The organism is Roseomonas elaeocarpi, from assembly GCF_042433915.1.
Lineage (GTDB): Bacteria > Pseudomonadota > Alphaproteobacteria > Acetobacterales > Acetobacteraceae > Roseomonas > Roseomonas elaeocarpi.
Genome location: NZ_JBHLUN010000005.1, coordinates 228220 through 251456 on the forward strand (window position 1 = coordinate 228220; position 23237 = coordinate 251456).

At 69.4% G+C, this 23237-nt stretch carries 33 protein-coding genes; all 33 read right to left on the reverse strand.

What is annotated here, in order from left to right; all coding sequences use genetic code 11:
* Positions 1-9 precede the first annotated feature (9 nt).
* Entirely contained in the window at positions 10-576 is a 567-nt protein-coding gene (locus ACFFGY_RS06595; protein ID WP_377043644.1) for a hypothetical protein, read from the reverse strand.
* Positions 573-1325 (reverse strand): DNA circularization N-terminal domain-containing protein, encoded by a 753-nt coding sequence (locus ACFFGY_RS06600; protein WP_377043645.1) that lies wholly within the window; start codon positions 1323-1325, stop codon positions 573-575. Before ACFFGY_RS06600 ends, ACFFGY_RS06595 begins: the two co-directional genes overlap by 4 nt.
* 8 nt (positions 1326-1333) lie before the next feature.
* Complete coding sequence (locus ACFFGY_RS06605) at positions 1334-3421, reverse strand: hypothetical protein (RefSeq protein WP_377043646.1); 2088 nt, start codon at positions 3419-3421, stop codon at positions 1334-1336.
* Positions 3422-3545: 124 nt separating this feature from the next.
* A complete protein-coding gene (locus tag ACFFGY_RS06610) occupies positions 3546-4157 on the reverse strand; it encodes a phage tail assembly protein (RefSeq protein WP_377043647.1) in 612 nt (203 codons plus the stop codon).
* Entirely contained in the window at positions 4157-4543 is a 387-nt protein-coding gene (locus tag ACFFGY_RS06615) for a phage tail tube protein (RefSeq protein ID WP_377043648.1), read from the reverse strand. Before ACFFGY_RS06615 ends, ACFFGY_RS06610 begins: the two co-directional genes overlap by 1 nt.
* 14 nt (positions 4544-4557) lie before the next feature.
* Positions 4558-6036 carry a phage tail sheath subtilisin-like domain-containing protein gene (locus ACFFGY_RS06620; protein WP_377043649.1) on the reverse strand — a complete coding sequence of 493 codons (1479 nt, stop codon included), beginning with the start codon at positions 6034-6036 and terminating at the stop codon, positions 4558-4560.
* A 14-nt stretch (positions 6037-6050) separates the two neighbouring features.
* Complete coding sequence (locus tag ACFFGY_RS06625; RefSeq protein ID WP_377043650.1) at positions 6051-6263, reverse strand: DUF2635 domain-containing protein; 213 nt, start codon at positions 6261-6263, stop codon at positions 6051-6053.
* A 15-nt stretch (positions 6264-6278) separates the two neighbouring features.
* On the reverse strand, positions 6279-6821 hold the full coding sequence (locus ACFFGY_RS06630; protein WP_377043652.1) for a phage tail terminator protein: 543 nt from the start codon (positions 6819-6821) through the stop codon (positions 6279-6281).
* Between the two features lie 136 nt (positions 6822-6957).
* Complete coding sequence (locus tag ACFFGY_RS06635) at positions 6958-7494, reverse strand: hypothetical protein (RefSeq protein ID WP_377043653.1); 537 nt, start codon at positions 7492-7494, stop codon at positions 6958-6960.
* Entirely contained in the window at positions 7494-7874 is a 381-nt protein-coding gene (locus ACFFGY_RS06640; protein ID WP_377043654.1) for a phage head completion protein, read from the reverse strand. The genes ACFFGY_RS06635 and ACFFGY_RS06640 overlap by 1 nt, the downstream gene beginning before the upstream one ends.
* A 3-nt stretch (positions 7875-7877) precedes the next feature.
* Complete coding sequence (locus ACFFGY_RS06645; RefSeq protein WP_377043655.1) at positions 7878-8516, reverse strand: head-tail connector protein; 639 nt, start codon at positions 8514-8516, stop codon at positions 7878-7880.
* A 6-nt stretch (positions 8517-8522) separates the two neighbouring features.
* Positions 8523-8984 (reverse strand): hypothetical protein, encoded by a 462-nt coding sequence (locus ACFFGY_RS06650; RefSeq protein WP_377043656.1) that lies wholly within the window; start codon positions 8982-8984, stop codon positions 8523-8525.
* A gap of 11 nt (positions 8985-8995) precedes the next feature.
* Complete coding sequence (locus tag ACFFGY_RS06655) at positions 8996-9175, reverse strand: hypothetical protein (RefSeq protein ID WP_377043657.1); 180 nt, start codon at positions 9173-9175, stop codon at positions 8996-8998.
* A gap of 138 nt (positions 9176-9313) precedes the next feature.
* Complete coding sequence (locus ACFFGY_RS06660) at positions 9314-10888, reverse strand: phage major capsid protein (protein WP_377043658.1); 1575 nt, start codon at positions 10886-10888, stop codon at positions 9314-9316.
* Positions 10889-10966: 78 nt separating this feature from the next.
* On the reverse strand, positions 10967-11878 hold the full coding sequence (locus tag ACFFGY_RS06665; RefSeq protein ID WP_377043659.1) for an HK97 family phage prohead protease: 912 nt from the start codon (positions 11876-11878) through the stop codon (positions 10967-10969).
* Between the two features lie 2 nt (positions 11879-11880).
* Positions 11881-13164, reverse strand: coding sequence for a phage portal protein (locus ACFFGY_RS06670; RefSeq protein ID WP_377043661.1), 1284 nt, complete (start codon positions 13162-13164; stop codon positions 11881-11883).
* A gap of 2 nt (positions 13165-13166) precedes the next feature.
* The gene (locus tag ACFFGY_RS06675; protein WP_377043662.1) at positions 13167-14930 is read right to left on the reverse strand and encodes a terminase large subunit; all 1764 of its coding nucleotides are present in this window, start codon (positions 14928-14930) and stop codon (positions 13167-13169) included.
* Positions 14930-15451: a P27 family phage terminase small subunit gene (locus ACFFGY_RS06680; protein WP_377043663.1), complete on the reverse strand. Its 522-nt coding sequence runs from the start codon at positions 15449-15451 to the stop codon at positions 14930-14932. Before ACFFGY_RS06680 ends, ACFFGY_RS06675 begins: the two co-directional genes overlap by 1 nt.
* An 87-nt stretch (positions 15452-15538) precedes the next feature.
* The gene (locus tag ACFFGY_RS06685) at positions 15539-15904 is read right to left on the reverse strand and encodes an HNH endonuclease signature motif containing protein (protein WP_377043664.1); all 366 of its coding nucleotides are present in this window, start codon (positions 15902-15904) and stop codon (positions 15539-15541) included.
* A 2-nt stretch (positions 15905-15906) separates the two neighbouring features.
* A complete protein-coding gene (gene nusG, locus ACFFGY_RS06690; protein WP_377043665.1) occupies positions 15907-16620 on the reverse strand; it encodes a transcription termination/antitermination protein NusG in 714 nt (237 codons plus the stop codon).
* 37 nt (positions 16621-16657) lie between these two features.
* Positions 16658-17023, reverse strand: a complete 366-nt coding sequence (locus ACFFGY_RS06695; protein ID WP_377043666.1) for a hypothetical protein — start codon at positions 17021-17023, stop codon at positions 16658-16660.
* Positions 17020-18699: an SNF2-related protein gene (locus ACFFGY_RS06700; protein ID WP_377043667.1), complete on the reverse strand. Its 1680-nt coding sequence runs from the start codon at positions 18697-18699 to the stop codon at positions 17020-17022. The genes ACFFGY_RS06695 and ACFFGY_RS06700 overlap by 4 nt, the downstream gene beginning before the upstream one ends.
* Positions 18696-19073 (reverse strand): hypothetical protein, encoded by a 378-nt coding sequence (locus ACFFGY_RS06705; RefSeq protein WP_377043668.1) that lies wholly within the window; start codon positions 19071-19073, stop codon positions 18696-18698. The genes ACFFGY_RS06700 and ACFFGY_RS06705 overlap by 4 nt, the downstream gene beginning before the upstream one ends.
* Positions 19070-19300: a hypothetical protein gene (locus tag ACFFGY_RS06710; RefSeq protein WP_377043670.1), complete on the reverse strand. Its 231-nt coding sequence runs from the start codon at positions 19298-19300 to the stop codon at positions 19070-19072. The genes ACFFGY_RS06705 and ACFFGY_RS06710 overlap by 4 nt, the downstream gene beginning before the upstream one ends.
* A 19-nt stretch (positions 19301-19319) precedes the next feature.
* A complete protein-coding gene (locus tag ACFFGY_RS06715; protein ID WP_377043671.1) occupies positions 19320-20102 on the reverse strand; it encodes a hypothetical protein in 783 nt (260 codons plus the stop codon).
* Between the two features lie 23 nt (positions 20103-20125).
* Complete coding sequence (locus tag ACFFGY_RS06720; RefSeq protein ID WP_377043672.1) at positions 20126-21064, reverse strand: hypothetical protein; 939 nt, start codon at positions 21062-21064, stop codon at positions 20126-20128.
* 2 nt (positions 21065-21066) lie between these two features.
* On the reverse strand, positions 21067-21333 hold the full coding sequence (locus ACFFGY_RS06725; RefSeq protein WP_377043673.1) for a DUF2312 domain-containing protein: 267 nt from the start codon (positions 21331-21333) through the stop codon (positions 21067-21069).
* On the reverse strand, positions 21326-21562 hold the full coding sequence (locus ACFFGY_RS06730) for a hypothetical protein (RefSeq protein WP_377043674.1): 237 nt from the start codon (positions 21560-21562) through the stop codon (positions 21326-21328). Before ACFFGY_RS06730 ends, ACFFGY_RS06725 begins: the two co-directional genes overlap by 8 nt.
* Positions 21559-21957 carry a VRR-NUC domain-containing protein gene (locus tag ACFFGY_RS06735; protein WP_377043675.1) on the reverse strand — a complete coding sequence of 133 codons (399 nt, stop codon included), beginning with the start codon at positions 21955-21957 and terminating at the stop codon, positions 21559-21561. The genes ACFFGY_RS06730 and ACFFGY_RS06735 overlap by 4 nt, the downstream gene beginning before the upstream one ends.
* Positions 21954-22325 (reverse strand): hypothetical protein, encoded by a 372-nt coding sequence (locus ACFFGY_RS06740; protein ID WP_377043676.1) that lies wholly within the window; start codon positions 22323-22325, stop codon positions 21954-21956. Before ACFFGY_RS06740 ends, ACFFGY_RS06735 begins: the two co-directional genes overlap by 4 nt.
* The gene (locus tag ACFFGY_RS06745) at positions 22325-22498 is read right to left on the reverse strand and encodes a hypothetical protein (protein WP_377043677.1); all 174 of its coding nucleotides are present in this window, start codon (positions 22496-22498) and stop codon (positions 22325-22327) included. Before ACFFGY_RS06745 ends, ACFFGY_RS06740 begins: the two co-directional genes overlap by 1 nt.
* Positions 22488-22847 carry a hypothetical protein gene (locus ACFFGY_RS06750; protein ID WP_377043678.1) on the reverse strand — a complete coding sequence of 120 codons (360 nt, stop codon included), beginning with the start codon at positions 22845-22847 and terminating at the stop codon, positions 22488-22490. The genes ACFFGY_RS06745 and ACFFGY_RS06750 overlap by 11 nt, the downstream gene beginning before the upstream one ends.
* 141 nt (positions 22848-22988) lie before the next feature.
* Positions 22989-23219: a helix-turn-helix domain-containing protein gene (locus tag ACFFGY_RS06755; RefSeq protein ID WP_377043679.1), complete on the reverse strand. Its 231-nt coding sequence runs from the start codon at positions 23217-23219 to the stop codon at positions 22989-22991.
* Positions 23220-23237: the final 18 nt, after the last annotated feature.

The window sequence follows — 23237 nt, forward strand, 5'->3', positions numbered from 1 at the left end:
GGCGTGGGCTCACTCCGACAGGGCCCTGAAGCTCAAAGGCATGATACCCGGGTGCGGCGCGTCCGCGCGCTGAGCGAGCTCGTCCGCCCGGGAGGCATCGGCGTAGAGGTCGTAGGCCAGAACCAGTGAGGGCGCGGGTTCGCGAGTGGTCACGGTGCGCAGCCGCGCGAGCTGCGCGCCGCGGGTGTTCAGGTCGTCCACCACCGCGGTCCGGAGGTTTCGCAGGGCGAGGTAGGACGCGCCCTGTTGCATGTCCCCAACGCGCAGGATCTCGGCATCCAGAACGGCCGCAACCTTGTCGCGCAGTGACGCAGCATCATCGTAGCTGCTGGGCACGTACTCGGCGCAGGCGCGTGCCAGCGAGAGGAGCGCGGCGCGGCGGCAGAGGGCGGCCGTCTGCTCCTGGGCTGTGGTGATGGAGGCGCCGATCGGCGCCGTGGAGGCGACGGTCGCAACGTCATAGGTCGCGAGCTGCAGCAGCAGGCGCACCGCATCCGCCGGGTCGTTGCAGGCGGCGCGCAGCGCTTCCGCCACGCCGAAGAGGCTGGCTGCCAGCTTGTCGGTCGCGGCGGTCATAGGCCGGCCGCCGCAGCAAGGGCAGCTGAGGAGGTCGAACCGACCACCGTGCGGGCGACCGTCACGGCCGAGAGCGCACCGGCAGCCGTGGACACGCCGCTGAGCACCGAGCCGCGCCGCCCGGAACTGTACCGGCCGAAGGTGCCGGTCGCAGCTGAAAGACCCGCGACTGCGCTGCTGACCAGGGAAGCATCTTGGGCAGCGCTCGCGACCTGGCCGACCCAGCCGGACACCGTGTCCAGCGCGGAGCTCGCCGCGGAGGCGCCGGCGTCGAGGGCAGAACCGATTGAGGAGTTGAAGTCGCTGGTGAAGGAGCTGGCGGCGTCGTCTGCCGAGCCGCCGACGATGTCCTGGGTCGCCGCGGCGATCGAGGGGAAGGTCGGATCGGTGGTTTCGGCGAACTGGAACTGGAGCTCTACGACCCGGCCCAGGTCCGCGCGCTCCGCCATCTGCAGGGGTGCGATGAGCGAGACCCGCGCCACGCCCAGCGACGGGTGGATCAGGGTGCCCGGGCCCTTCTGCTCCGACACCAGGATGAGCGCGCGCGCCTTGGCGTAGCAGTCGTCCCCCACCACGAAGCCGGTGAAGGCAGTGATCCGCGCGGCGCGGCCCATGTCCTCGACCCACACCGCGTCGCGGAAGGCGTACTGGTGGACCACCGTCCGGCGGCCGCGCAGGTAGTTGGAGTTGCGGACGTAGAAGGTGATGCCGCGCCAGGAGGCGGGCAGGAGCTCAGCGAGCCAGGACATCCAGCCTCCTACGGTCCCCCGACCAGCCCGTTCCGGCGCACCAGCGGTTCCTCGGTGTCCACGCCCCGGCCGGAGGCCTGGGCCCGGGCGGTGACGCCGGCGGGAGCGTTGGTGTGGTCCACCTCGACCCGCACGGTCATGCTGCCGGCGGCGGGTGCGTTGCTGTTCGCGGCCAGCTGCGCCGGCGCGCCCGATGCAACGGCCGGCCCGCGCGTGGTCTCGCGCCCGGTGTTCTCCGCCAGCTCGCGCAGGAAGCGATCCTGGTTGGTGCCCGCCTCGATGCCGCCGGGCAGGGAGGTCCAAGTGCCGCGGAGCGCCGGGCCGATGCCGGCACGCACCGCAGGATCGCTGCTGTTCAGGTCGGCGTTGAGATCGCGGCCGGTCCGCTTCGAATAGTCCCGCTGCGCCAGCCACCAGGCGGCCCGGTCCTGGCTCGCTGGGCTGAAGTCGGTGAGGCCCAGCGCCTTGCTGGCCTCGTCCCACGTCCCCTTGAGGAACTGGTACCGCCCGGCGGCAGTGCTGGTTTCGCCTACGTGCGGGCCACTGGTGATGACGTTGGGAACGTTGGGATGGGCAGAGTAGTCGTCGAACCGGCGTCCGCCGTAGAGCACGTTGTAGCCGGGGCTCTCGGTGCCGGCGATCGTGTCCAGCAGCCCGCGAGCCGCAGGCGAGAGGGAGGTGTCCGCGCTCTCCGTCGTGCTGCCCCGGCCGTAGTTCAGTGCCGAGCGGATCCAGCCGAAGATCTGCGCGGGACCGGCCTGCGATAGCCGATCCTGGTGGTCCGCAAGCTGGCCTTTGTCGACGCCGAACAGCGACGCCATCCAGTCCTGGCCCCAGATGCCCGCCGCCAGCGCACCGCCCGCCACGCCAGCAGCCCCGACGCCTCCGAGGAGGCTCCGCGACGCAGCACCGCCGGCACCGGCCGCAGCGGCAGCCTCTGCCGCCGTCCGCGCCGCGGTGGCGGTGGTGCCCATCGTGACGAGGGCCGCTGTCACCCGGCCAATGGTGGCGAGCAGGCTGACGAAGGGGGTGATGACCGTGAGCGCGAAGCGCGCGACCATCAGGCCAAACACCATCTCCAGCGCCCGCTGCCAGCCGCCGACGGCGGTGGCGATGCCGTTCGCACTTTCCCAGAACTGCTTGAGGCCGCTTCCGACCTGTTCCCAGTTCACCGCCTGGAGGTACTCGGCGAAGTGCTGCACGGCCTCGCCGATACCGGTGGCGATCCACTCCCGATTCTTACCGATCCAGTCCGCCAGCTGCGCGAGCAGCGGGGCGATGACCGGCGAGAGCTTCTCCGAGACCGAGTTGCCCAGGCCCGTGACGGCGAGCGTCAGCCGCGCCTGCGCCTCGCGCATGTCGTTGGCCGCGCGGACCGCCTGGTCGTTGGTCACGCCGTAGCGCGCCGCGAGCTCCGTGTATTCCCGGATGCCGGCGGAGCCGCGGCGGAGGAAGGGCAGCAGCTCCTCGGCCGCGCCGCCGAACAGGCTGGTCGCGATCCGGGCCTGTACGAAGGGGTCACGCACGCCGGCGATCTTATCCGCCACCTCGGGCAGCACGTCGTTGACGCTGCGCGCGTTTCCGGCTGCGTCCTTGAAGGCGATGCCCAAGGTATTGAACATCACCACCGCGTCCGCGTTCCGGCCGCCGATGGCGTCGAAGATGTTCTGCCCCAGCGTCTGCAGGCCGTTGGTCAGGGTCTCCGACGAGACGCCGGCGAGCTGGGCCGCGCCGCGGTAACGGCTCAGGGCCTCGGTGCTGATGCCGATGCGTTGCGAGGCGAAACCCAGCTTCGAGCCCATCTCACCCCAGGCGGACACCAGCCGGTACATGCCGGCCAGGCTGGCCGCGCCGCTGATGATGCCCAGGGGCGCGACGATCTGGCTGATGCTGCGGAAGGCGTTGCCGGCGGCGAAGCCAAGATCCCCGAAGGCCTTCGCGGTACGGGTGAGACCGGAGGTGTCCGCGAAGCGGCTGAGCGACCCACCCAGCTTCTGCATCGGCGCGGCGAAGGCGGCCATCTTGCGGTTGATGCCGTCGAGGGTCTTGGTGACCCCGTCGACCGCGCTGATGGTGATGCTGTACCCACCGGCCATGGTCAGCCCTCCTGCCGGGCCTCCGCCATGGCGTTCGCTCGCTCGAGCCAAGCCAGAAGGTCAGTGCCGGTGATCATCCAGGCCCGGTCGGGAGCCCAGCCGTAGAACTTGGCGAGGTCGAAGGTCAGGTCCTGCCAGTTGCTCGGCCAGGCTCGATAAAACCCTGGACGTAGGTGGCCGCCGCGTTGAGCGTGGACACCGGCAGCTGCTGGATCACCTGGAAGGGCACGCCGGAAGCGTTGGCCACCAGCCACATCTGGTAGGCGCGCATGGACTGCGGCCCGACGCCCTTGCGCAGCTGGCCCTGGGCTTTGCGGACGCCACCGGTGGTCGGCTCGGAAAGCCGGAGGGTGGCGTACTGCACCCCCTGGTAGGAGAGCTCCGTCGGAAGCTCAATCTCCCACTCGTCGGGTCGGTCAGCGGTGTCCTCACCCAGTCCCTCGAGGCCCGCGTCGGTGAAGCCAGTGAAGTAGGCGCCGGCGGTCGCCAGCTCCGAGATCGGCACATGATCCAGCACTTCCGTCGAGATGCTGGTCACGGCGGAGACCATCTCGCGGATGTAGAGGGTGACCGCCTCGGAATGCGTGGAGAACTGGATGTGCCCCTCGGCCCGGAAGGCCTCCTGCGCTGTCGGTTCCCGCAGGCGCAGTTCCGTCACCTTTCCGCCCTTCACCTCGAGTGGGCGGCGCAGGGTGATGGTGCGCTCGGGCTCCGGCAGGTTGGTGGGGAGCGGCATCAGCGCTCGTCCACCCGCGGCCCACGGAGGCTGACCGTGAAGGTGCCGTCGGCCGTCTTCACCTCGGAGCACTCCAGGCACCACATGTTGTCGCCGGACACGGTCTTGCCGTTGGCCAGCACCGCGACGACCGACACATCGGTCATGGCCATGAAGTTGGCGACCGTCATGTTCGCGGCGTCGCGCACCGTGAAACCGATGGCGCCGTTCTTCCGCGTCTCGCTGAAGCCCTGGGGACCGCTCTGGCCCAGGAGCTCGCTGCGCGTGACCGTGGTGGGGTCGTAGACGCAGTCGCTCGCGACATCGATGGCCTCGCCGTCGATGGTGAGCGCGACCACGCCGGCCCGGCGCTGACCGGTCGTGGCGGCGCCGCTGTAGATCGCCATGTCTCAGGCCTCCGTCAGGACTTGAGGAAGTTGACTTTGATGGCGATCGACCGGAGCTGGTTCGCCACGTCGAAGGGCAGCAGCAGGGACACGTTGCCGTTCCCCGCGTTTTCGCCGCGGGCGGTGGCCCGGAAGGTGTCGAAGTTCTGCGCCAGCCCGCGATCACAGTAGGTGCGGTAGCGCGCCACGGCCGCCGCCAGCACCGTCTGGCTGGTCACCATGTTGGAGCCGCCGGCGATCAGCGTGTCGTCGGCCACCAGCTTCACCCGGGCGAACTTGGTCGCCAGATAGCCGCGCATGTCGCGGATCAGCGCGGCCAGGGTGTAGGGCGTCTCGACGTCGAGGTAAGCGTCATCCGCCACCCCGGCCGCGTTCTTCTGGTAGAAGGTGACCGCGCGCTCCAGGATCACCGTGCCATCGGTGCTGACCTTGAAGGTCGACACGCCGTCGTAGAGCAGCGAGTTCCGGGCGCTGGGGGCATCCCGATTCACCGGCGCCGGGGCGTAGAGCCCCTGGAGCGAGATGTTCTGCAGCGGCAGAGCCGGATCCGAGCGCAGGCTGTTGGCGCAGGCTGCGCCGTAGGCGGCCGCCCAGAGCCAGGTCGGCGAGGGGCTGCCGAACACACCGATGCCCGAGCCGTGCTGGTCGTTGCGGGCGAGGCCGAAGGCGACGCGCTGCGCCAGGGTGCCCGGGAAGGCCGTGAAGGCGCCGCCGAAGAGCATGTTCTGCCAGGACCAGCGACCGCTGACGTCGTTCAGGAAGTCGCGCAGGGCGTTCAGCGACGTCGCGTCGTTGAACGGGCAGATGATGACATCGAAAGTCGTGTCGCCGAGGTTCGCCAGCGCCGCGGGAAGCACCGGCACGCCGGTACCCCCAGCCATCGCCGTCACCGTGACCGCGACACCAGCAGGCATGCTCTCGCCGGCCAGCACGTCGCCGAAGTTCAGCATGACGGGAAGGTCGTTGCCCCAGCTGCCGGCGCCGGTGGCCGTCAGGGTGACGGTTCCCGAGGCGGCCACGGCTGTCACCGGCGCCAGCGCGGCGTTGATGTCCGCCGCGGCATTCGTTGCGATGACCGCCGCCGTGTCGCCCGAGGAAACCGGCACCTCGACCCGCGTGCCGCCCACGTAGAGCGCCATGGTGGCGGCCGCGGTGGCGGTGCCGGTGAAGGCGATCGTTGCGGTCGCGGCTGCGGCGCCGGCGGCATCCGCCAGCGGCAGGTACCAGAGCTCGCCGGCAGGGTCGTTCTGACGGATCAGGTCGGTCATCAGCGCCAGGGGCGAGCGGGCGCCATAGCGCGCCTGGGCATCGGCCAGGCCGTTCGAGATCACGGGCACCCCGGACAGGCCTGCGGCAACCTTGCCGGTCTGCCCCTGGCCAATGACCAGGGTGCGGAAGTTCTCCTGAGCGGTGTTTGCACCGGAGGGGTCGAGCTCGGCCCAGACGCCCGGGACACGATTCGTCGGATCGTAGTTGCTGAAGGAGATCGACATGGCGGTGAGGTTCCTCAGGCGCCCGCGGTGTCAGCGGCGGCCTTGCCCTTCGGGGGCTTGGCGGCGGCATCGGCCGGCTGCGGGGGATCGGCGACGACGAGGTCGCCCTGGTTGACGCACTTCAGCCAGAACTCGGTCTCGGGCAGCTCGGCGCCCTCGGGCGGCAAGAGGCGACGGGTCACGGGGTCACGCAGCGCGCGACCCTCGTCGGCCAGCTTCACGTACATGCTGATCTCCTGGGTTCAGGCCTGCGCGGGGTTCGCGCGAGAGTCGATGCTGACGGCGCCGGTCGTCTGGTCGGTGACGGTGCCGCGGATCTCGGTGAGCGGGTCGGAAGGCGGCTGCCAACCGTCGCTGTCGGTGATCGTGGTTTCGATGGCGAAGTCGAACTGCCAGCGCAGCCAGGCGCGGGTGACCTGCAGGAGGCCGCTGCCGTCGTAGCGGAAGCCCATCGTCTGGGCCGTGGGGTCTGGCCGCCAGCGCAGCAGGGCCGCCAGCACGGCGCGCCGGTACTCGTCTACGACCTGGCCGGCGGCGTCCTGGCCGCGGCGGTCTTCCTTGTTGGCGAGGTCGATGATGACCCCAACCTTCTCGGTAACCTCCTGGTAGAGGCCGGTCTGATTTTGGTTGGGGCTCGCCTCGTCCGCGAGGGGGATCACGTAGGCGGCTGGCTGGGCCATCCACACTTGATCGCTCGCCATCGCGTAGGAAGCGGCGCCGGCGACCCGGCCGCCAAAGATAGGCGCGTAGGTGCGCAGCTGCAGGATGACGGCGTCGATGTTCACGGCAGCAGAAGCGCCCCAGCCAGCGCAGCACTGACCGTGACAAGCCCGGAAAGGACCAGGACAGCAAGCGCAGCGATATCTCCACCACGGCTAATCGGAGGCGCTACGGATCGGTGCACTGGAAAGGGGCGTGCCATCAGCGTTTCACCCTCACCAGCGCGATGTCGTTATGCAGGCTGTTCTCGATCCGCTCGCCCAGGCTGGCGCGGCGCTGCTCGAGCGCGGCGGTCAGGAAGGGGCGGGGCTCCAGAGAGCGCCCGGTGTCAGTGCCAGCCTTGCCGCGGACCCGCTTGCCGTCCTGTGCCTTCCGGCCGCCGCCGGTGGCGCCCGCCTGCAGGAACAGCGCGTAGAAGGCCGCGTCCCGGATCGCCACGCCCTGGCCGCTCTTGAACGGCCGCACCTTGATGGAGCGCAGCAGTGTGCCGGTGACGTTGGCCGGTGCCTCGCCGGGTGCGGACGCCTGGTAGGCGCCTGCCTTATAGCCGCCGCGGTACTGCGCCGAGCCGCCGATGCCGCGGTAGGTGCGGCCGGATGCGGGCGAGGACCTGATCAGCGTGCGCGCGGTCTGTGCCACCTCGGCGCCAGCGGCCCGCATTACCTTGCGGAGGTTCTTCTTACCGTAGGTGAACTGGTAGCTCGGCGCGATGATGACGAGGCGGATGGCGGCGGGCATCAGACGTTCGGCCCCTCCCGCTCCATCTCGGCCTCGATCATCAGGAAGCGCTGACGGCCGCCCATCTCCAGGATGCGTCGCACCCGGAACACCTCATGGCGGACGGCCCGGTCCGGGCCCTGAAGGGTGCGCAGGATCGCGTGGGTGGTATCGAGGCCCCAGTGGTACCGAATCCAGATCATGTGCGTGACCGGCGTCTCGATCTGCGCCGAGCCGTAGAAGGTCATGGGCCTTGCCGGCTCAATCTTCGCCATGCAAGCGAAGAGAGGCTCCAGCGTTTCGAGGATGCCCATGTCAGACCCGGGCCCCGGCACTTGGTCGCGCCGGTAGACGCGCACTGGCCAGCGCAGCTCGCCGATGGAAACGCTGTCGGCGGGCATGGATCAGCCTCCGAAGGTAACCAGCCGGAACGGCCACATCAGCATCTCGGCGGCCTTCGGCGGATCGCCGCCGGCGTCGCCGCGGTTCTCGTAGAGGAAGGCGGTGAGGAGCATGATCCCCTGCCGGATCGGCATGGGCACGTCCTCCTTCGTCTCGCCGTAGCCGGCCACGAAGGTCACCGAGACGAGGTCGCCCGGCCTGGCCGCGTTCGGCTGGACCTGCAGGGTTCCGGGCTCGCTCGCGAGCCGCGCGCTGTAGCCGTCAGCGGCGAGAACCGACCGCTCGCCGTCCTGGCGCGTGATCGCGACCTCGGTGATCGCCTGCACGGGACTGCGGGGCAGTTCCAGCGGCGAGTTCCAGAGGCCGCGCGCGCCGAGAAAGGGATAGCCGGTGCTGAAGTAGCCGCCGGCGTAGGGCACCACACCCGCAACCAGCCCGGGCGGCAGGCTGCGGCCGACGGTGGCGCACAACGTCTGGGTGATCAGCGCCCGGCCCAGCCAAGCCTCCGCCCAGCCCCGCGCCGCGGCGACGTAGGGCTCGAGCATGGGCTCGCTGGCCGCCAGGCGGCAGTGCATCGCGGCGTCGACCGGACTGACCGGCTCGATCGCCGGAGGTCGGACGACGCGCAGCGACAGTTGCATGGCGGCTTACGAGGCCGCCTTCTTGCCAGCCTTCGGGGAGGGCGTTTCCTCGGCCGGGGGCGCGTCGGTGGCAGGCGCGTCCGACGGGGCCGGCACGGTGGCGTTGTCCGCCGGCGCGGCCTGATCGACCGGCTGACCCTTCTCGATGTAGGTCGCCGGGCGCTGGCCGGCGCCGATCTCGCCCGTGCGGGTCACCGCGCGGTTCTCGCCGGTGGTGGCCACCTTCGCCCCGGTGTCCAAACCGGCCGCGACCGGATCAACGGCCGCCTGCTGTGGGCCCTGGACGTGCGCCACCTGCGTCCCATCGACGAGCGACGGCGCGGTGCTGCCCGGAACCTCAGTGAGGTCGGGGGAGAAGGAGAGCGAGGGGTTCTCGCGGACGGTGAGGGGCGTGTCCATGCCCGCCACCTCGGCGCCGGTACGGTACGGCGGGTCCGCCGGGGCGTCGGTCTTCGTCTCGTCAGCCATGATGGCCTCCGTTACTTGCGCACCATGCCGGCGACGGCGGAGCGCGGGACAGGGGGATGAATCTGCACGGCGTGGCCGCTGCGGATCAGCTCATCGGCGCGGTCGACGGCGAAGCCGGCCTCCACGCCGCGGTTCCAGCTCTGGTGCGAGCGGACGAAGCGGACCGTCTTCTGCTCCAGGGCGTCGCCCATGGGGGCCGCGACGGTCTCCTGCACAGGATCAGGCGCGGCCTCAACGGCGGGATTGCTCGCTCTGGGCACGGGTCTGGTCTCGGGCGGCATCGCGGCCTCCTCTGGGTTCTGGATGACGGAAGGCTGCTCGGCTGGCGCTTACGCGATGCCGGGCAGGGTGCCGCCGGCGACCGCAGCACTGGAGTTGCCAGGGCTGTTGGAACCGGTCGGCGCGTTGGTGCCCCAGGTGCTCGGCGCGGCCGACTTGTTGCCGTTGACCGCCTGCGAGTAGTAGGCGGACCCGCCCACCGGCGTGTAACCGGTCGGGGCCCAGCCGGGCACGGTGGCAACGGCCACGGACGCCTGGTGGCGGATGTTGAAGTCGTGCTCCGAGATCACGCGCATCACGGTCTGGTCGCGCTGGAAGGCGCTGACCGTGTTGCCGCCGCTGTCCTTGTAGGAAGCGACGTCCGATGCATCGACCGTGACGTTGTACGTCTCGGCCAGCACCACGTCGGCGAAGTCGGCCAGCATCAGGTACGAGCCGTTGTTCACCGGCGCCTGCGCGGTGCCGGTGTTCAGGTTCGTCGGCAGCTGGGTGGTGGTGCGCAGCGGGAAGCCCAGCAGCGTGCCGGCGTTGATCTCGTCCTTGTAGACGAAGTTGCCCACGCCATCGCGCAGCGTCAGCAGGAAGGTGCGCAGGGCCGGCGGCATGATCCAGGCCGGGCGGATCATGCGGCTGTTGTTCTGCTGCAGCGCCAGCACCATGCCCTGGAGAAGGGCGGTGACCATGGTGACCAGCGTGGTGTTGTAGTTCGCGGCCGTGGGATCGGTCGGCAGCGCGGCGCCGACGAACTTGTTCGCCGCGGCGCAGAGGTTCAGCAGGCCGATGGGCGAGTTGCCCGAGCCGTCGCCGATCATGAAGGCGAGGTCCTCGCGGCGGGCGATGGTCTGCACCAGGTCGTCGCGCACCAGGTTCTCGACGCCGATCGGCGAGCGGCGGATCAGGTCGTTGGAGACCGGGACCAGCGACGTCAGCTTCTTGGCGTTCAGCTGCAGGTCGTCGAAGGTCTCCTGCGAAACCCCCATGTCATCCAGCTCGCCCTGGTAGCCGGCCTGGGCACCCGCGGCGAGGCGCGGGATGGTCATGTTGCCGCCCGGCATCGGGATCACCAGCGGATCGAGGCCGCGAATCACGGTGGCGGCGCGCAGCAACTCGATCAGGTCGGTGCTGAAGGCCTGCGGGATCAGCGCGCCGCCGGTCGTGGTGCCGGCGCTGTTCAGCGCCTTGGCCACTTCCTTGTCGCCGAAGCGGCGCTCGACGATCTCGGCGGCCCGGGCGATGCCCATGGTCTTGGCGTGCCAGATGCCGATCAGGAAGCGGGCGGCCTTGAGGCCCTTGGCCTTCTCGGGCTGCGCCTCGCCGTAGCCGTGCGGCGTCATGCTGGTCTTGCGGGCCTGTGCCAGGATGCGCTTCTCCTCGTCGGAGGCGTCATCGTCGTCGCCACCCTCAGTGATGGGCTCGGCGGCCTCGCCGATGGTCTCCAGCGCGCTTTCCAGGGCGGAGATGCGGCCGTCCAGCTTGGCCAGCTCGGCCTTCAGCTGGTCGGCCTCGGAGACCTCCTCCTCCGGCGTGTCCTGATCGTCGGGCAGGTCCGCGGCCTTGATGGCCAGTTCACGCAGGCGCGCCGCCTTCAGCGCGCGCTTCCGCTTCAGCTCGGCGAGCTGCTTCATGGGTAGGCTCCGTCTGTGGGAAAGGGCGCCGGTGGCGCTCTGGTCGGCTTGCCCAAGGCCGGTGTGGGGCAACCGCGCTCAGAGGAGCGCGGTCAACTCGACAGCAAGGCGGCGCTGCTTGCGCCGTGCGACCGCGGTGGAGCGCTGCTCGGTGGCAGCGACCTGCGCCAGCAACTCGGCCACCTCTTCGGCGGTCATGGTCACCAGGGCATCGCCCAGGATCCGCATGGCCTCGCCCAGCTTGGCCGGCACGGCGCTCTGGTCCGCCTCGTCCTGCTCCTCGTAGGTGACCGACTGATGCAGCCACCCGAGCTCGCTCAGCAGGCGCGCCAGCGAGGAGATGTCGTACAGGCCCTTGCGCGCGATGCTCGACACCACCTTGGCGCGCACCGCCTTCAGGACCTCGGGGCCGGCGGCAAGGGCCAGCGTCCCCGCCGGTCCGGCGCCGGGCTCGATCAGCGCTTCCGGATTGCAGGGGATGGAGACGATGGAGAACTCCATCAGCTCCTGCCTGCTGAAGTCCACGCCGGGAAAATAGTCGCCGGCGCCGCGCGCCTCGTCGTCCGTCAGCTTCCACTCCAGGGGGCGGAAGCCCACGCTGGTGGCGCTGAGGAAGCCGTCGCGACACATGCGGAACACCGCCTCGGCGCGGTCGCCCACGCAAGGGGTGTCCGCGGGCAGGAACTCGACGTCGGCCTTCAGCTTGCCAGCTTCCACGAAGATGCTGACGCACTTGCCGATGGGCAACTCGTCGGAGTTGTGCCCCCAGAGCACCACCGGGTTCTTCCGGTAGGCTGTGAGGTCCCAGCCATCGACGGAGATGGTGTCGAGGTCGCGGTCTACGGTCGCGCTGGAGATGACGAAGCGGATCACCCGGCCCTCGCCGCTCTCCACCTGCGTCAGGGCATCCTTCTGCAGGCGCGTGTCCGCCGGCAGCTGCTGCCCGGCCTTGGCCGCCTTCTTGAAGCGCAGGAGCGTGGTGCTCGGCATGCTCAGGGCTCCTGGGTTTCGGTTTGGGCGGACTCAGGCTTAGGCGCGGGGACCGGTGCGGCTTCGGGCGCGCCCGTATTGAGGGGCACCCGGAGCTCGTCCCCGCCGTCGACGGGCTCCCAGCCCTCTTCGATGCGGGCTTGGTTGCGGCTCATGATCCCGTTGTTCACGCCAGCGACGTAGGTCTCCATGCGGGTCTTGCGATCGCCGCGCAGGAGCTTGTCGAAGTTGAACTCGATCTCGAACTGGCCCTGCTCATCCTCGAAGAGGAGGACGGCTTCCATGACCTCTTCGATCTGCTGCGCCACCGGAATCAGGGTGTCGTTGATGTACTGCTGCTCCGAGTTCTCGATGTTCGCGTAGTGCGCGTTCGAGAGGTCGAAGACCTTGTGGGGAGGCACCCCGAACATGCGGCAGATCTCGACCACGCTGAACTGACGGGTGGCCAGGAACTGGGCCTCGTCGTTCGTCATGGCGATCTTGCTGAACTTGGTGCCCTCTTCCAGCACCACGACCTTGTGCGAGTTCTGCACACCGCCATAGGCCGCCATCCAGGAGGCGCCCATCCGCTGGGCGGCCTCAGCGCTCAGCTTCCCGGCCGTCTCCAGCACGCCCGACACCTGCGCGCCCTGCCGGAACAGGGTGGCGCCGTGCTGCTGGGTGGCCAGCGACAGCCCGACCACGTCCTGCGCCAGCATGATCGGCGAGACGCCGGTGTAGCCGTCGAAGCTCATGCCGTGCGCGTGCAGCAGGTTGCCCTGATCGAACCGCCGGCCGTCTCCGATGCAGGGGTGGCTGACCTGCCACCAGGGCAGCCCGTCCGTCGCGCGTAGCGGCGAAACCTGGTCCGGGTTGACCGGGATGATCTGCACCGGCTCGCCAGCCGGGCCGCGCAGCACCGGGGCGTAGGCGTTGCCGCGCAGCGCCAGCGCCCAGACGAAGTAGCTCCAGCACTGCGAGGGCGTCTGCCACTCGTTTGGCCGGCGGAAGAGCCGATTGAGCGGGTGATCCAGGTCCAGGCTGAACCCGCCGCGGCGGAGCCGGCGCTTGAGGCGCAGCGGCAGCTTGCCGATGTCCTCGGACAGCCGCTTCACGCAGCCGTAGACCGCGGCCGCCTGCATGGCGGTCAGCGGATTCACCGCGACCCCGGTGTTCCCCGGCATGATGGAGCCCCAGCCCGACAGCCAGGACCCCGGAGGGGAGGCGGAGGTGCCGAAGCTCTTCTGTGCCTGAGGGCGCGGCAGGGTGGGCTCGCGGGCCCAGGCGCCGAGACGCGGTGGGGGCATGGTCAGCTCCCAAAAACGAGGAGGCCGCGGTCTTCGTAGACGGAGCGGCCGGCGCTGGGGTCGCCGCCCATGGCCCGCGCCATCGCCATGATGAGGGCGACCGGACCGTCGATCTTGTTCTCGTCCTTCTCCTTGCGGGGAAAGACCTGCTCCTTGGCGTCGAGCCGCGCCGTGACGTTGGACATCATCCAGGTCATCGGTGCCCGCTCGTCGCAGTCATGTGTCAGGAGGCCCGCGTCGATCAGCGCGGCGACCTCCTTCATCGGCTCGGAGTAGTTCCGGGCGTTCTGGTCGAACTGGGTGACAGTCACGCCCTTGTTCATCAGGCGCCCCATCAGCATCGTCGCCTGCGCCGGATCGAACACCACCTCATCGACCGTGAACCGCTGCCGCAGGTCCTCGAGGTCCTCCTCGATCCGGTCGAAGTCGATCATGTTCCCTTCGGTCAGGATCAGCTGCGGCGGATCGGACAGCGCCCAGCCGCGGTAGTGGTCCCGGCCAGGCTCCTCGATGATATCCTCCGGCAGGTAGTAGCGGCCGAAGGTGGCGAAGCGCTTCTCGCCGAGAGGGAAGAGCAGCTGCAGCGCCGCGATGTCCTGCTTTGAGGCGAGGTCCATCCCGATGATGCAGCGCTCGCCTTCCAGGCTGCCGAGCGTCAGGTCGAGGTCCCGGCACATGGCCCAGGACTGCATGTTGAAGTAGGCGGAGCGGGCGTTGACCCAGAGGTTCAGGTGCTTCGTCTTGAAGCGGCCCTGCTCGCGGGTATTGCGCACCGCCTCGCGCTGGCGTGCCAGCAGGAACTCGCCGGAGACCGAGACGTCGAGGTTCGGATTTGCCTTGATCAGCGCCTCGGGCGCCGTCCAGTCATCGCCCTCGTCGATCGTGTACTCGACCCCGAACCGCTCCTCGTCCTCAAGCACGCCGTCGAGGATCTTGCGCAGGGTCAGCAGCTCGTCGAAGCACGGGCCTGCCAGGTTGTCGCCGGCCGTGGTGATGATCCACAGGAGCGGCTGCTCGCGGGCGCCCATGCCGGTCAGCATGGTGTCGTGCTGATCCGGCGTGTCGTGCTCGTGGTACTCATCCACGATGGCGCAGCTGGGGGAGGAGCCGTCGCCGGGCTTACCGATCAGCGGCTCGAATTTGCTCCCGTTGGCCAGGATGTGGATGTTCGAGGCGTTCACCTCGATGCCGAAGTGTTCGAGCAGGTCCGGCCGGGCGCGGGCCATGAGCTGCGCCGGCTTGAAGACCTCCCAGGCCTGCTTCTCGGTGGTGGCGCCGCTGTAGACCTCGGCGCCGTGCTCGCCATCGGCGGCCAGCATGTAGAGCCCGACCGGGGCGGAAAGGGCCGACTTCCCGTTCTTGCGGGGCACCACGATCAGGGCCTTGCGGAACCGGCGCAGCCCGTCGCTCTTCCGGACCCAGCCGAAGACGTTGACCAGGATCCACGCCTGCCAGGCGCCCAGCTTCAGCAGCTCGCGCTTCTGCGCCCACTTGCCCTTGGTGTGGGGCATGAGCTCGGTGAAGCGGCAGACCTTCTCGGCCTTGGCGCCGTCCAGGCGGTAGGGCCAAGCCGGATCGCTCTCGCGGGCCCGGTCGCGCTGGTAGCGCGCGCAGGCGAGCTTCACCCATTTGCAGGCGAGGATGCGGCCCTCGACGACGTCGCGGGCGTACTGGTCCGCCAGCTCGACGTGCGGGTACTGCGGCGGGGATGGCGGAGGCGGGGCCTTGGTGCCCCGGGCGGTGTGCTGACTAGGCAGGCGCGGCATCAGCCGAGCTCGGCGAATTCGTTCTTGCGCTTCGTCCCCTTGGCAGAGACGCGGCTGCGGTCAGCCGGGCTCATGCCGAACTTCGCGAGGCAGGCGGTGAGCCGGCGCGAGGCGTCGGCGATGTCGGCCAGTTCCGGCCGGGTGCGGCGCATGGGACCGCTCTTGCCGAAGGTCCAGTAGTAGCGCTCGCCAGCCTTGGCGAAGACCTGCTCCTTCGGGGAGCCGTCTCCATCCTGCCCCATCAGCGTCAGCGGGCGCTCCAGCGACGCGCGCGCGGCGCGCAGGTCGGCGAGCGTCTCGGCCAGATCCTCCAGCGCCAGCGGGTCCGCCTCGGTGAGCACGCCCATCCGGTCGGCGATCAGCACCGCTTCGGCCCAGGCCGCCTTGCCGCGGTCGCTCAGGTGCGATGGCGGTGACGGGCGCTCGCGCTCTGGCGTCGGCTCGTTCGCATTGGTGCGACAGGGCTGCGCCGTGCCGGCGACAACCTTCAGATGCGTGGGCTTGCGGGGCCTGCCGGCCATCGGTCGGGCCTCCGAACCTTTTCTTCTCGATTTTGCACGCGCGAAAAAATCATTGGGGGCTCGGTCCACGCGCGTTGCGCCGCCAAGCTAAAGGCCCCCCTGGGGGTGGGGGCGGCCCCTGGGCAGGGGAGGGGCACCCCCGGCCGCCCGATCGCGCCCCGTGCGGCTGCTGTGGCAGGGGGTGCAGAGGGGGCGCAGGTTCGCGCGGACCAGCCGCAGTTCAGGCGCGTCCCGCACCGTCCGGATGTGATCGACCTCGCGCGCTGCGGTCACCTGACCCTTGGCCAGGCAGAAACGACAGAGCGGTTCCTCGGTGAGCACCTGCTCGCGAAGTCTGCGCCAGGCGCGATCGTAGCCGCGCGCAGAGGCTGAGCCGCGATCCCGGTCGAACTGGCTGTGCACCACTGCAGGGCGCGCTGCGATGGCGCGATGCTGTGAGGGGCGGGTCGGCATCGCTACTCGCCGTCTAACCGCACCGCGTGCCGCTCAAGGCTGAACTGTGACTGACGTCCAAACATCTCGACTGCGACGCGGATCTTGCCATCGATCTCTGGACCCATGACCACGCAGCGGAAGCTGCTGAAGGGGCCGTCGGTGACGACGCCCTTCGCACCCAGCGTGACCGCAGTAGCCGTCGGATCGACCTTGCCGATCTCCGCCTCGACCATGTCGATGAGGCGTTCGACATCGCCGCGCACAGCTGGAGCCGGCCGAAGATCGCCCATCGCCATGAAGAGGCGAGAGACGCCGTAGGTGCTCCAGATCTTGCGCCATGGCGAGGCGTCGGGATCGAAGGCGACGAAGAGATAGCGAGGCAGCGCGGGGCGGACCACGAACTTCCGTCGGTGTTCGCATCCACGCGACACCACCGCCACCGGAAGGAAAGTAATGAAGTCCTGACGCCGAAGTTCCTCGGCTGCGCGTGCCTCCTGACCGGGGTGGGTCTGCACGCAGAACCAGCGAATGGGGTCAGAATGGCTACCGCAGTCACGGTGCATTAATTCTGCACCCGACTGCCCGAAGCCAATCTTTACGGCCTCCTTCTTCGCGTCGTCAAGGAGTTGCTTGCGCGTCGGCGGAAACGGCCGCGCAGGACGGCCGCGACGGCGCGAAGCTGTGACGTGAGGCCGCTCGATGGTCATGGCACCGACCTCCATGTGGTTGCTCATGCGCGCCTCCCCTGTTCCACGGTGCTCCCGGTGGGCATCAGGGAGTGCCCTTGGTCTGAGGGGGGCGGCTCGCGTCCAGCAGCGCTTGGAGGCTGTCCCGAGCGGTACCGAACGCGGTACGCAGCCGCTCAATCTCGGCCTCCGCCTCCCGCACTCGCTGCTGAAGCGCGTCCCGGTCGGTGACCTTGGTCAGGACAACACCGCGGCCCGCCAGAGCGTCGATCAGCCCCTCAGCGTCCGCCACACGGCCGCTGTAGTAACCGAGCGTGGCATCCAGCTTCGGATCAGCGCGGCACTGCTCGAACGCTTCCGCACGTCCGTCGATCTCAGCCCAGGCCGCGGCCAAATCTTCAGCGCCGCTCCACGGTGCCCCCTCGTTAGGGGTGAGCGGGGTCGTGGTCATGCTGCCTCTCCCATCTCCGCGGCGCTCCCGCGGCGCAGGTAGCGCGCGGCCAGAGCCTTCAGGCGGCTGTCGTCGGAATGGACGGCTTGGACACCCAACGAGGGGTCCACGACCTGGTGGGCTTCCGAGGCCTTGAGGCCCAGGAGCTCCATCATCGGGGGATCGCTGCCGTCTTCGGCCACGAGGAACAGCGCGGTGACGGGCTGGGTCTGGCCCTCGCGGTCCAGGCGCTCGATGCACTGGTGGTGGATGCCCGGGGACCAGTCGAGCTCACCGAACACCATCGTGCTGCACCGGGCCTGCAAGCCGTCCAGGCCAGCGGCCGAGCGCAGCGACATAATGAGCAGGTTGGTCTCGCCCGCTACGAAGGCGTCCCGGGCCCGCTGCTTCTGCGCCGGGCTTTCGCTGCCGGTGTACATGGCCGGCGAGAGGTCCTTCAGGCGCTTGAGCCAGATGTCGTACACGTCGCGGTGCCAGCCCATCAGCACGACCGGCTCGCCGCTCTCCACCAGCACCCGCACTACGTCCGCCACCGCAGCCGCCTTCGAAATCCCAGTGGCCTGTCGGACCATAAGGTCCAGCTCGCGCGCCGCGTTGCCGCGTTCCACGAAGGCGCCAGTGGTGGCGCGGACGGCAAGACGGCGTGCCGCGTCGTCGACAGAGCGGATTTCGCTCTCGTCGTAGTTCACCGTGTCGATCACACGATTCACCGCCGGCAGCTCGCCACCGACATCGGCCTTGGTCCGGCGCAGGAAGGCATGCTGCTCGCGGAGGTAGGTGCCGAGGGCCCGCGGCTCCTTCAGCTTGCCCGTCTGGCCGTTCACGTACTCGCGGTAGAAGTCCTCGAAGGGTCCCAGCACCTCGGGATTGATGAACCCCATGATCCGGTAGATCTCGACGCCGTAGTTATAGATCGGGGTGGCGGTGAGCCCGAGGCGGAAGGCGGAGTGCTCGGTCAGCACCGCGGCGCCCCTGCCTCGGGCCGTATCCATGCCGCCGCGCAGCTCCTGCGGCTCGTCGTAGATGACGGTCCGGAACATCCCGGTGCCGAACACCTCGGTCCAGCCGGCGATCTGGCTGTAGCGGAAGATGTACACGTCGGCCGGTGGCAGGCTGTATGCGCTGGCCTTCTTCACCATGTGGACGCGGAGCGTGGTGAAGCGCTCCAGCACGCCAGCCCACTGCTTCTGGATGTGGACTTGGCACACGATGGCGGCCGGCAGGCGACCTTCGCCGAGGCAAAACCCCGCACCGGTGAAGGTCTTGCCCAGCCCGCATTCATCACCCAGCAGCAGGCCCTTGCCACGCGCAGCGACCTCGATGGCCTGAGCCTGATAGTGGCGGATCACCTGACCCTCGCGGAGCCCGGCATAGGCCGGCGGCTGATAGTCGGGCAGGTAGATGCGCTCCATCTCCGCCTGCATGGCCAGGAAGCCGCGCTGGCCGCCCTCCAGCACCGCACGGTCCTCGGCGGACACCTCCAGCGGATAGCGCTCGGTGAACCACAGCAGGTCCGCATCCGCAGCGAGATCGTGCGGCAGGTGGAAGGAGCCAGTGCTTTGCTTCGGCACCCGCGGGAAGATCGCCTTGAGGCGAATGGAGACATGTGGCTCGAGGGCAGAAATCTCCCATCCCTCGGGCAGCAGCCGCAGGCGGCCGTAGGTGCGCGCGGTCACAGCCATGCCCTCCCGAGGCTGACGAACCGAGCCGGCTTGCCGCCGATCGTGTCAGGCAGGCTCATGGCGAGGTTGGACACCAGGAGGATGCTCTCTACCCGCTCGTGCGCGCAGTACCTTTCCAGCTGGCGATAGATCTCCACCTTGCGGTTCCCGCGCAGCTTGACCTCAATGGCCACGCCACCGGCTAGGAAGTCGGGGATGTCGCCGGGTGCCAGCCGCACCTCGCGTTCGTGCGAAATACCGGCGGCGGTTAGCGCCTCGGCGATCTGCGCCTGCGCTGCCTTCTCGTTAGATAGGTCGATCCGGGATCCCCCGATCACCTCTGCAATTCGTGCCGCGTCCAGGATGTGGCTGGCGGTGTAGCGGGTCATGCGTACTCACTCTGCTTGCGCGCCTCGGCGCGCTCGTCGGCAACGAACGCCACCTCGAACTGGAAGGCGAGCCCGCCGAACCCGGCGTACCGTAAGAACCGCGTCGCGCGATTGAGTGAGGGTTGCATGAGGTGCCGCTGGCCCATCCGGCGGTGTGCGAGGACCCTCCAAAGCTCACGCTCGGCCGTTTCGAGCTTGTCTCGTTGCTCGAGCGTCAACCTGCTCATGCTGGCATCCCCCACCCACTCACGCCCGCGCCTCGCTTGCATGCTGCCGGCGCAGAATCGCGAGCCTGGCCCGCGCACGCTCAGCGCCTTCGCCACCGCGCGCCACCGTCTGCTCGTATGCGGCGATCAGGTGGTGAGGCGCCAGCGGACAGGCGACCGTCATCCTCTCCGGCCGTCCGGCGACTCCTGGGCGCTCGCCGAGGCTGCGCTTCAGCTCCGCCACCTGGGCCGCGGCGTTCCTGGCCTCCTCGGGCGTCGCTCGGGGCCAAGGGTTGGGCAGCGGCGTGCCAGTTGTCACCGCGCCGCGTGCGACCTCCTGGCAGGCCGCCATCTGCCGACGCCACCGCATCGCCACCGGCTCGAGGAGCTTCGCCACGTCAGCAGCAGACGGGAAGAACTGCCAGGTGCGCAGGGCATCGCGCTGCGCCGCCACCGTGAGGGTCGCGGCCGGGATCTCGAGCATGGCGATCGCGGTGGAGGCGATTCGCAGGTCCTCTTCCCCCTGTACGTTCCGGACGCCGGCGTTGATCGGCATCAGCCACGCCAGGATCTCCGCGACGGTTGCCGGGCGCAGGAGCGCAGCGAAACGGTCGGCTCCTATCTCAGCCTCGCGGCGGTCGGCGGGGGTGAGCTGCGACAGGTCCGCCGGCGCCAGCACCATGGCGCGCTCGCGCTCCGCCTCGGACCACTGAGCCATCGGCTTGTCCGGTCCGCCCACCACGCGCCCGGTGAGCCCCGCCACCGCTGCCGCGACCACGGGCGGCAGCTGCGGCTCAGCCGGCAGCGACAGGGGCAGCGTCACGGGACGGCGGGCGAGTGACTGGCTCAATGGCGTAGCTCCTCGGACGGGACATACGGGAGGTCGTCGGCGGCAGCCTCGCTGGCGGCGAACATCCAGCCGCGGCGGCTGGGCGCTGCAGCGGCGGGGCGCTGCCCGCTGCCACGGCGCATCCGCTGGGATACCGATGCGACGATCCAGGACACGGGGTCCGCCGGCCGGGCGTCCTCCGCTTCGGCCAGCACCAGCGAAACCAGGGCGCAGTTGTTGCCGGCGTCACGCAGCAGCCGGCCGAGAAGCTTTGCGGCAGGCTCCCGGGGCTGGCCAGTCAGGCGGCGGAGGCGCGCGAGGCCTTCGGAGAACAGCGCTGCCTTCGGATCAGGAGCAGGTTCAGCCGGGCCCGCGACCTCCGGCGCGCCATCGGCGTGCCCTGAGCGAAGCGAAGGTTCTTTTTCTTCTGTCCTGTTCTGTTCTGTTCTGTCAGCGGGGACATCCGCGGGACGTCCCGTGGTTGTCCCGCGGGACAAGACGGGGACATCCGCGGGACTGCCCTGTTCCGTCCCCGCGGCGTCCCGTTGTGCCGCCGCCGCCTTCGCGGCCTTGGCAGCACGCCACTTCGCCTTGCGGTCACGCTCCGTGCCCCGACGCTCGTACGCCTCCAGCGCCTGGTCGCACAGAAGCTGGTGGTACAGCCGGCCATCGCTGCACAGGACGAAGCCGTGCAGGGCGTTGCTCTTCACCTTCAGCCAGCCCTTCACGTCGCGCCCGAAGTCCGCGAGCTTCGCCAGCGCCCCGTCATCGTTGGGCAGGCTGCCGGCCGGGCACTGCTGCCAAGCCTGCCACCAGAGGCGCACGGCAGCGCGGAACTCCGCGTCAGTAGCGCGCGCGTCGAACACGCTGCCGAAGAGGCGGTGGCCGAACAGTGGCATGAAATCGTAGCCGCGGAGGTCGCAGTCCGCGGGCGTGAGAGGTGCGGGAAGCGTCATGGTCACATCCCGAGCGCGCGGCGGTAGAGATCGAGGAGAGTTTCCTGCTCCTCTACCTCGGCGGGCTCCTGCTTGCGGATACGGAGGATCGTCCGGACCACCTTCACCTCGAAGCCCGCGCTCTTGGCCTCGGCGAAGATGTCCTTGATGTCGTCGGAGAGGGCTTTGCGCTCCTCCTCCAGCCGTTCGATCCGCTCGATGATGGAGCGGAGGCGGTCAGCAGCGATGCCGCCAACATCGGCGCCGGCGTCTTCCTGGTCCTCAGCCACGCGCGGGCCCCTTCAAGCGGATGAACCGGCGCACGGGCTGGTAGCCCAGGCCGATGATGATTGCCTCACTCACCTCGCGGTCGCCGCGCAGGGTGTCGCAAACCTGCGACCGCGCGATGCCGCGCTTGCGCGCCCAGGCGGACTGGCCGCCCTCGCTGTCGCATTGCTGCGACAGTTCGCGCCGGAGCTGCTTGTCGCTGATCGCCAGCAGCTCGGGTTCGTCGCTCACAGGCGCACCTGCCGAAGGGGGATGCCCTGCGCCGCCAGCACCGCACTCGCCTCCTCGACGCTACGCACCACCGCCACCGGGACGCCGGCTGCGTTGATCGTCTGATGCAGCAGCACCTGCTCGGGCGAGACGCGGCCGTTGTGCTTCTTCACCTCGAGCAGCACCGTCTTGCCGGGCGGCACGATCACGATGAGGTCCGGGAAGCCGTCGAGCACGCCGTCGGCATGGCGGTTGGCATAGTAAGCGGCCCGCGCACGCTTGCTCCGCGCCGGATCGCCGGCGGCCTCGTTGGCGGCATGGTGCACGACGCTTCCGTAGGGCAGCGCCAGCGCCATCCAGTCCAGCAACTGCCGCTGGATCTCGCGCTCGGAAGGGCGTGGCAGCAGGTCGCTCACCGGAACCTCTGCGCCGTCTCAGGCAGTGCCGGCGGGCCGCGACGTAGCGGCGCCAGCGGGTCCGGCACTCGGTCGCAGACCGACACGAAGGGGCGGTGTTGGCGCTTCGCCGGCGCCACTGCGGCAGGCATGCACAGCCGCACGATGTCCATGCGCGCATCCACCTCAGCCCGCGTGATCGTGGGCAGGCGCGGCGTCCGCCCGGTGTCCCTCGGGTCAACATGCATCCCGGCGCGACCGGCGCGGTCCAGGATGGCGAGCACCCGCATGAAGGACATGCGATGGCGGTCTGCGAGCGTGGAAACACCCACGCCATCGTTCCACTGCCTCAGGATCAGCAGATCGGCTTCGCTGACAGCGTCGGCCATCAGACGCCGTGTCCCGTCAGCTGAGCGATGCGACGCTCGGTCTTCGCAATCCGATCACGGATGCGCTTCGCCTTCTCGGTCAGCGAGTTCAGCTCGGCATGGCGGTAGAGCAGCTCATCGGCTGGCGAGCCGATCAGCCAGCGGCGCAGAAAGGCGAAGAAGTCACTGCCCATTCTGGGCTCCTTCGATGCGAGCCAGCAGAGCATCGAGCGCTGCCACCTCCTGGGCGGCGCGGGCGCGGTCCTGCTGCAGGCGGCGCGCGTAGGCGTGCTCCAGCTGCTGGAATTCGTCGGCCGTGACGTGGCTGACGTTGCCCCACCAGTAGGACAGCGCCCGACGCGGGCTGATCCCGAACTGGCGGGCGATGGCGGATGCTGCCGCCTTCACGCTCCCGGTGTTGGCGCGCTCACGGGCGAAGCCCTCGCGCACCCACCCTGTGGCGATTTCAGCGTGCGACATGCACAAGCCCTTGTGCGAAACACTCAACACGGTGTGCGTCTCCGGTGTGATGGTCAGGCTCATGGCGAGAGTGACCAGACACGGGAGACACAGAGACGAGGGGCGCGCCTGGCAGGGCCGCCCCTTCGTCGTTTCCGGCCACCGGCGACAGCCGGCGGTCGAGGAAGGCGGCCCAGAGGGTGAAGCCGGAAGCCACGAGGTCGGTCATGCCGCCACCGCGTTCTCAGCAGGTGGGGCATGAGCGACCGCGTCGGGGAACAGGTCGTTCGGCAGCACCGCGCCGCCGGTCTCGCGAGCGATCGCCGTGACCAGGTCGCCTTCGGGCCGGGTCAGGCCGCGAGACACGCGACTGATCGTCGCCGGACTACATCCGACGCGACGGGCCAGCTCGTAGCCAGCGGTGTTCGTGGTGCGCAGCCAGTCGAGGAGCTTCATGGCCCCGCATCTTGCAGC

Bases quoted from the DNA above. Each gene is read 5' to 3' on its own strand.
- ACFFGY_RS06595 (WP_377043644.1), bottom strand. From the start codon at position 576: ATGACCGCCGCGACCGACAAGCTGGCAGCCAGCCTCTTCGGCGTGGCG.
- ACFFGY_RS06600 (WP_377043645.1), bottom strand. From the start codon at position 1,325: ATGTCCTGGCTCGCTGAGCTCCTGCCCGCCTCCTGGCGCGGCATCACC.
- ACFFGY_RS06605 (WP_377043646.1), bottom strand. From the start codon at position 3,421: ATGGCCGGTGGGTACAGCATCACCATCAGCGCGGTCGACGGGGTCACC.
- ACFFGY_RS06610 (WP_377043647.1), bottom strand. From the start codon at position 4,157: ATGCCGCTCCCCACCAACCTGCCGGAGCCCGAGCGCACCATCACCCTG.
- ACFFGY_RS06615 (WP_377043648.1), bottom strand. From the start codon at position 4,543: ATGGCGATCTACAGCGGCGCCGCCACGACCGGTCAGCGCCGGGCCGGC.
- ACFFGY_RS06620 (WP_377043649.1), bottom strand. From the start codon at position 6,036: ATGTCGATCTCCTTCAGCAACTACGATCCGACGAATCGTGTCCCGGGC.
- ACFFGY_RS06625 (WP_377043650.1), bottom strand. From the start codon at position 6,263: ATGTACGTGAAGCTGGCCGACGAGGGTCGCGCGCTGCGTGACCCCGTG.
- ACFFGY_RS06635 (WP_377043653.1), bottom strand. From the start codon at position 7,494: ATGCCCGCCGCCATCCGCCTCGTCATCATCGCGCCGAGCTACCAGTTC.
- ACFFGY_RS06640 (WP_377043654.1), bottom strand. From the start codon at position 7,874: ATGCCCGCCGACAGCGTTTCCATCGGCGAGCTGCGCTGGCCAGTGCGC.
- ACFFGY_RS06645 (WP_377043655.1), bottom strand. From the start codon at position 8,516: ATGCAACTGTCGCTGCGCGTCGTCCGACCTCCGGCGATCGAGCCGGTC.
- ACFFGY_RS06650 (WP_377043656.1), bottom strand. From the start codon at position 8,984: ATGGCTGACGAGACGAAGACCGACGCCCCGGCGGACCCGCCGTACCGT.
- ACFFGY_RS06655 (WP_377043657.1), bottom strand. From the start codon at position 9,175: ATGGGCGACGCCCTGGAGCAGAAGACGGTCCGCTTCGTCCGCTCGCAC.
- ACFFGY_RS06660 (WP_377043658.1), bottom strand. From the start codon at position 10,888: ATGAAGCAGCTCGCCGAGCTGAAGCGGAAGCGCGCGCTGAAGGCGGCG.
- ACFFGY_RS06665 (WP_377043659.1), bottom strand. From the start codon at position 11,878: ATGCCGAGCACCACGCTCCTGCGCTTCAAGAAGGCGGCCAAGGCCGGG.
- ACFFGY_RS06670 (WP_377043661.1), bottom strand. From the start codon at position 13,164: ATGCCCCCACCGCGTCTCGGCGCCTGGGCCCGCGAGCCCACCCTGCCG.
- ACFFGY_RS06675 (WP_377043662.1), bottom strand. From the start codon at position 14,930: ATGCCGCGCCTGCCTAGTCAGCACACCGCCCGGGGCACCAAGGCCCCG.
- ACFFGY_RS06680 (WP_377043663.1), bottom strand. From the start codon at position 15,451: ATGGCCGGCAGGCCCCGCAAGCCCACGCATCTGAAGGTTGTCGCCGGC.
- ACFFGY_RS06685 (WP_377043664.1), bottom strand. From the start codon at position 15,904: ATGCCGACCCGCCCCTCACAGCATCGCGCCATCGCAGCGCGCCCTGCA.
- nusG (WP_377043665.1), bottom strand. From the start codon at position 16,620: ATGAGCAACCACATGGAGGTCGGTGCCATGACCATCGAGCGGCCTCAC.
- ACFFGY_RS06695 (WP_377043666.1), bottom strand. From the start codon at position 17,023: ATGACCACGACCCCGCTCACCCCTAACGAGGGGGCACCGTGGAGCGGC.
- ACFFGY_RS06705 (WP_377043668.1), bottom strand. From the start codon at position 19,073: ATGACCCGCTACACCGCCAGCCACATCCTGGACGCGGCACGAATTGCA.
- ACFFGY_RS06710 (WP_377043670.1), bottom strand. From the start codon at position 19,300: ATGAGCAGGTTGACGCTCGAGCAACGAGACAAGCTCGAAACGGCCGAG.
- ACFFGY_RS06720 (WP_377043672.1), bottom strand. From the start codon at position 21,064: ATGACGCTTCCCGCACCTCTCACGCCCGCGGACTGCGACCTCCGCGGC.
- ACFFGY_RS06740 (WP_377043676.1), bottom strand. From the start codon at position 22,325: ATGGCCGACGCTGTCAGCGAAGCCGATCTGCTGATCCTGAGGCAGTGG.
- ACFFGY_RS06745 (WP_377043677.1), bottom strand. From the start codon at position 22,498: ATGGGCAGTGACTTCTTCGCCTTTCTGCGCCGCTGGCTGATCGGCTCG.
- ACFFGY_RS06750 (WP_377043678.1), bottom strand. From the start codon at position 22,847: ATGAGCCTGACCATCACACCGGAGACGCACACCGTGTTGAGTGTTTCG.
- ACFFGY_RS06755 (WP_377043679.1), bottom strand. From the start codon at position 23,219: ATGAAGCTCCTCGACTGGCTGCGCACCACGAACACCGCTGGCTACGAG.